7 protein-coding genes and 4 tRNA genes are annotated in these 5,368 nt (G+C 38.0%); 3 read left to right on the forward strand and 8 right to left on the reverse strand.

All coding sequences use genetic code 11. The features are described from left to right. Positions 1-237 precede the first annotated feature (237 nt). The 4 genes from BTW01_RS17165 to BTW01_RS17180 form a co-directional block, all read right to left on the reverse strand. Positions 238-313: transfer RNA gene (locus tag BTW01_RS17165), tRNA-Ala, on the reverse strand. A 7-nt stretch (positions 314-320) separates the two neighbouring features. Further along, positions 321-397, reverse strand: a tRNA-Pro gene (locus BTW01_RS17170). A gap of 15 nt (positions 398-412) precedes the next feature. Further along, positions 413-489, reverse strand: a tRNA-Arg gene (locus BTW01_RS17175). 33 nt (positions 490-522) lie between these two features. Further along, positions 523-597 (reverse strand) — tRNA-Gly (locus BTW01_RS17180). 630 nt (positions 598-1,227) lie between these two features. On the opposite strand from BTW01_RS17180, the gene BTW01_RS17185 reads away from it, so the two are divergent. After that, on the forward strand, positions 1,228-1,869 hold the full coding sequence (locus BTW01_RS17185; protein WP_162104196.1) for a hypothetical protein: 642 nt from the start codon (positions 1,228-1,230) through the stop codon (positions 1,867-1,869). Positions 1,870-1,944: 75 nt separating this feature from the next. Here the strand turns inward: BTW01_RS17185 and BTW01_RS17190 are convergent, their stop codons facing one another. Next, positions 1,945-2,157: a transcriptional regulator gene (locus tag BTW01_RS17190; protein WP_162104197.1), complete on the reverse strand. Its 213-nt coding sequence runs from the start codon at positions 2,155-2,157 to the stop codon at positions 1,945-1,947. Further along, positions 2,150-2,377: a hypothetical protein gene (locus tag BTW01_RS17195; protein WP_162104198.1), complete on the reverse strand. Its 228-nt coding sequence runs from the start codon at positions 2,375-2,377 to the stop codon at positions 2,150-2,152. The genes BTW01_RS17190 and BTW01_RS17195 overlap by 8 nt, the downstream gene beginning before the upstream one ends. 106 nt (positions 2,378-2,483) lie before the next feature. On the opposite strand from BTW01_RS17195, the gene BTW01_RS18560 reads away from it, so the two are divergent. After that, the gene (locus BTW01_RS18560; protein ID WP_225494270.1) at positions 2,484-2,672 is read left to right on the forward strand and encodes a hypothetical protein; all 189 of its coding nucleotides are present in this window, start codon (positions 2,484-2,486) and stop codon (positions 2,670-2,672) included. A gap of 43 nt (positions 2,673-2,715) precedes the next feature. On the opposite strand, the gene BTW01_RS18650 is transcribed toward BTW01_RS18560, so the two are convergent. Beyond that, positions 2,716-2,847, reverse strand: coding sequence for a hypothetical protein (locus BTW01_RS18650; protein ID WP_258894748.1), 132 nt, complete (start codon positions 2,845-2,847; stop codon positions 2,716-2,718). Next, positions 2,847-3,920 (reverse strand): tetratricopeptide repeat protein, encoded by a 1,074-nt coding sequence (locus BTW01_RS17200; protein ID WP_419724077.1) that lies wholly within the window; start codon positions 3,918-3,920, stop codon positions 2,847-2,849. The genes BTW01_RS18650 and BTW01_RS17200 overlap by 1 nt, the downstream gene beginning before the upstream one ends. 269 nt (positions 3,921-4,189) lie before the next feature. Between BTW01_RS17200 and BTW01_RS17205 the strand changes: the two genes are divergently transcribed. Further along, a partial coding sequence (locus tag BTW01_RS17205) for a ribonuclease YeeF family protein (RefSeq protein WP_162104200.1) occupies positions 4,190-5,368 on the forward strand: 1,179 nt, incomplete at its 3' end.

Here is a 5,368-nt window from a genome sequence, read left to right on the forward strand (position 1 = left end):
CTCCATGAAGTAATGGAGCGCAGATTAAGTTCATCACATCCTGTGACAACATCTGCATAACCTGCATCGTGCAGGCCCCTGACTACGCACATCACTGTGCGGTTTTTTCAAAACTGAATTAACAGGTACGTTTTGTCTTGTTTAGTTTTCAAAGATCATTTTGTTTGTTCGCTTTGTTAAAGCAACTTTATTAGTATACAACGCTACTTTATCAAAGTCAACAACTTTTTTGTTTTTTGGTGGAGCCTAGCGGGATCGAACCGCTGACCTCCTGCGTGCAAAGCAGGCGCTCTCCCAGCTGAGCTAAGGCCCCATGAAAATGGTCGGGAAGACAGGATTCGAACCTGCGACCCCATGGTCCCAAACCATGTGCTCTACCAAGCTGAGCTACTTCCCGATTTTATTATAATAATGGCGCGCCCGAGAGGAGTCGAACCCCTAACCTTTTGATCCGTAGTCAAACGCTCTATCCAATTGAGCTACGGGCGCAATCAATTTTTCAATGTCCACTTGGGATTAAAATGGAGCGGAAGACGGGATTCGAACCCGCGACCCCCACCTTGGCAAGGTGATGTTCTACCACTGAACTACTTCCGCATGTCGCAATAAAAAAAGCTTTCTCCTTTTTGAGAAACCTTGGAATAATACATTTAATAAAGCTTCCAAGCGGGATAGGACCGCTGATCTCTTACCATGAAAGAGCATCTGAAAGTTTAAAACAGGTTTCTTAGAACAAAAGTAATTATAGCAGGGTTTAGATTAATGTCAATACGTTTTAGACAAATTTAAAATGAGGACGAATAATCTTGTTCGTCCCCATGTCCCCACTTCTTTCTATATATATGGTTATAAAATAAAAAAAGAACACCGACTCAGGAGCATTGCAAGTCTATGTGTTCTTTTTTATTTAAAAATTATCTGTGCAATATTTTTAAGTTCGGGCAGCCCTTCCAGCTACCTTAAACAACCATCTTGGAGCAAAAAAGGATTTACTATGGTTAAATTTTGTTCTTTCTTCTTTTCAAGAACCATCTAACAATTAAATAAATGATACCTAACCAAACAATAATCGGAATAATGATACCCAAAGTCGCCATAGTAAATTCCTCCTATTTTTCTTTTGTTTTACAATAAACCCTATTATTTACCTATTTTTTCAAGTATGCTACGAATGTATCAAACTTCAAATAGGAAAGAGGTAGGAAAGAGAAAAAACGATCCTTATTAATGCCTAGTCTCGCCGCCTTGTTATTGGTCCCTGTTGCACCAGCATCAGCGTCAGAAACACCACGAGTTCACACTCCATCAAATGCTATGCAAGCCAAACTTGCTACGTCTCAAGCAATGGACACAGAACTCGAAGTTAAAAAACTAAAAGAATTAGGACAAGATCCAGAAAAACTCCAATTCAAAGATGGACAATCTCTCGAAGTTAAATTTGATGACGGCAGCCGAATTGTCTACTCCCTAGAAATAACTCCTACATCAAAAGAAAATCTTCCTAAGAACCTCACCCAGAGTGACGCTGACATCCAAGCCACATACAAAACATACACTTTAAGAAAACAATACTTCTATGTCACAGCAAATGCCAACATTTCTGTCAAAGCAGATATTAAACATGAAGGAAGAAGCTTAACTGTAAGAAGAGCTTACCATGGCTTCCAAGGTACATTCGCTAAAAACGATAAACAGTCCAGCCGTATCATTCGAAAAAATGCCACAAGCCCAAAAATGGGGATTACAGAAACAAGTGGCCAATTTACGTTGTATGCTTTCGGGAACATAGCTGACTACTACCCAAGGAGCTATGTACTAAGAATGGATATTGATACTGCTGGCTTCGCCAACCTAAGAGTACTGCAATAAAGCAATGTTAATCAATCTTCGCAAAGCCCCCTTTTAATTTATAACAAAAAGAGCCCATCTATGACGATGGGTTCTTTATTTAATAACTTTTAATGTTCTTGGAGATCCTGCTTCCCAAGTTACATATTCTTTTCTTTTCAGAGCGTCTAAAAGCCCTTTCACTGTACTCGGTGAGGTTAACCCTAACATATTCATTAATTCTCTATATGTAGGAGCAAACCCTTTTTCATTAATGTGTTTTTCGATAACTTGGAGCGTTTCAAATTGTCGTTCTGTAATTTTACGCATAATTCTTGGCCCCTCTTTTATATGCTGAAGGAGAAACAGCAAGGATATTCTCGATCGTAAACGTCTTTATTTGACGGCTGCTGAAACAATAAGCGCGTATGTAACTCTGATTAATCTGCCGAACAATAATTGATCTCTTTGTAATGAGACCGTCATTTCTCATATATATCATATCTAATGGTGTTTTCTCAGTTAATGAACGTTTTAAAATCGATTCCATGCTTTCCTCCTCCTTCTTTACCATTATTTCATACGAACATTAGTTCTATCTCAAGTTGAAAAACGAATGTTTGTTCTGGTATCATTTACTCAAAGAGGCAATTGAATTGAATGATTTTGAGCAAAAAGTGTATCGGATTATTTTTAATATGACCCACTTCGGAAAAAATCCCTCGTTGGATCAATTGCTGAGAAAGACTGGGAAGGATGAACGAGCTATACGGAAAGCGGTTAAGAATCTTATGAGGAAGCGTTTGTTAAAATGGGATAAGGAAAAGAATAAATGGATTGTGTAAAAACCCCACCTTAAAAAGATGGGGTTTAACAGGAGAATATTACTTAGATATTAATAGCTTTTTCGGCTACATAGAAAGTTCCAGAATTATTCATAGCAGCATATACATTTTCCACATTTAATAAACCTGCAAAAAGAATACCAATTAAAGCGGAGCTGATTAAAATTTTTTTCATTATATAGCCTCCGTAACTTTAAGTATTTGTGTTTGTGCATGTATAGTTCTCTTTAAGAAGCTTCTTCCCTCTGCATAGTTTCTTTGCTCATAATGAAAGTCACCCAATTTTTCTGTTAATTCCGCAAAATCAGACCACAGGCGTTTCTTTTCCAAATAGTCTAAGCTTCGATCTACTTCTGTTTCATTATATTCTTCATATATTGAATTAATGATCTTTAACTTCGCCATATATTCTTCTTCATTAGAATCTTTAGCCCGTTTTAATGCTGTTTCATAAAAGAAACGTGCTTCCTTTGGTTTGTTGCTTTGGTAAAGTACATTTGCCATCATATATAATGACCTTACACCATACACTGTATCAAGATGTTCTTTCATATCAATTGCTTTTTTGAAATGTTCTTCAGCTGCACTTAGGTTTTGGGTCCTTAAATAAACTAAACCTAAATTATGAAAGATCACTCCAATGATCCTTTTTGTCTTTTTCTCATCCATTCCCTCAGCGACACTTAGAGCTTCCCGATAATATGATTCCGCTTCTGTCAACCGGTACATATCGTACATATTAGCTCCAAACATCATATTACATCCGACCACTTTCACCTTATACAGTTGATTCTTTTCAAACAAATGCTTAGCTTTTTTCAAATGGTTCAGAGAAACAAAATGCTGATCTATTTGATAGTAGGCATCCGCTATTTTATAATGAAATTCAGCTTGTTCCATTTCATCTGAAACTGCAGTCAATTCTCTCTCAGCTTTACGATAATAACTTATCGCTTCAACGTATTCTTTATGATCAAATTCATACATCCCTCGGAAAAATAATGAGTAGTATTTTAAAAGGCCTGTAAGTCTTTTTTGTGGTTTTTCTATTTTTTCAAGTAGTTCATCGACTGTGGGACGATCCCGATACCTGTCCTCTGGCTCTAATGAATCTAACATCAATTGATGACGGAAACACATCAACGAATAATAGACAAGTAAATCCTGATCTTCTTCCATTTCCTCTATTTCTTGCTCCACCTCTGACTTTAAAATCTCTGCATCCGGGACACTAAATTGACGAATCATTTTATACCATTCATTGATCTTTACGCCAACTTCTGACGATGATAAAACCGGATTCACAAGACCCCTCCTTTTACACCTTTTATGTAATATTCTAACATTTCCAAAATTATGTATGACCGCAAAAAAACCGCAAACTTTTTCTGCGGTTCATCATTTCGTTCAATTACTCATCTTCCAAATAAAAGGGTTTATTGTATTTCTCGCTCTCTTTATATGGTGAAATTTTGTTGATTATTGTACTGCAAAGCTTACCAAGAAAGGATATGGTCATGAAGGTATTTGAAGCTAAGTCATTGCTTTCAGAAGCAGATAGACGCGCAAAGGAATACAAGGAATTAAGAAGTCAGATGGTCAATCTCAAGAAAGCCTTTAAAGCTGTAGCTGATTTAGATGACAGTGAGTTTTCCGGCAAAGGCGCCGACAACATTAAAGCGTTTTACCAAGATCACGCAGGTGTAGCTGACAATTGGATTGACTTACTTGATATGAAAATTGCTTTCTTGACGAGCATTTCAGGCACTTTAGAGGACGCCAGCTTATCTGATGCATATATAGAAGAATCCTTCTTAGAACATGAGCTGGCTAATGCTTACACAAAATCAAAATCCATCATGTCTGAACAAAAGAAAGCGATGAAAGATATCCTACATGAGATCGACGATATTCTTCCGCTTGATTTGTTCTCGACAGAAACCTTTAAAGACGAACTCGCCGATGCGGAGCACCAACGCAAAAAAGCAGTCAATAAAGTAGGCAGCGTGGACGAAGCACTTGTTTCTGAATATGCCCAGTCAGAGCCAAACGAGCAATTCATCAAGAAGGACTTCCAAAAGCTTGAGGAATCCACAGGCAAAGGCAAAAACGCTACGCCCATTCACTACAATGCCAAGGCGTACCGTGAAAGTGACATACATAAGAAAAAAGGCGACATCTCGAAACAGACTGAAGCTTATTTGAAGATCAAGAAAGATGAAGCGAAAGAACGAGAAATTAAAGAATTGAAGAAGAAGCTAGCAGACGGAGTGACAGATCCGGATGAATACTTAGAAATCGCCAAGAAGGTCGGCTATGAGAATCTCACACCAGCACAGCTCCAATACGCAGTGCAGCTTGAACAAGCACAACAGCTGAAGGACGTCGGTGAAAGTATTATCAATGCCGGCAAGTCAGTAATAGATTTCGTTGAAGGAGTTGATGATGGTATTGATGATGTGATTGACGATACCTTTTATGGCATCAAAGACTTGGCTGTGGGCGCATGGGAATATTCACAGCTCCCTAGCGAATTGAAACTGACAAAAACAGTTACAACCGTTTTGAGCGTCCCTTCTTATTCAAAAATCATCTGGACAAACCTCGCCGATTCATGGAATGATAAAATGGTAAATGGCGATGCATACGAAAAAGGGCATTATATCAGTTATGTGGTCGGAAATATCGTTGGTCCA

This window comes from Bacillus sp. SKDU12, assembly GCF_010093085.1.
Taxonomy (GTDB): domain Bacteria; phylum Bacillota; class Bacilli; order Bacillales; family Bacillaceae; genus Bacillus; species Bacillus mexicanus.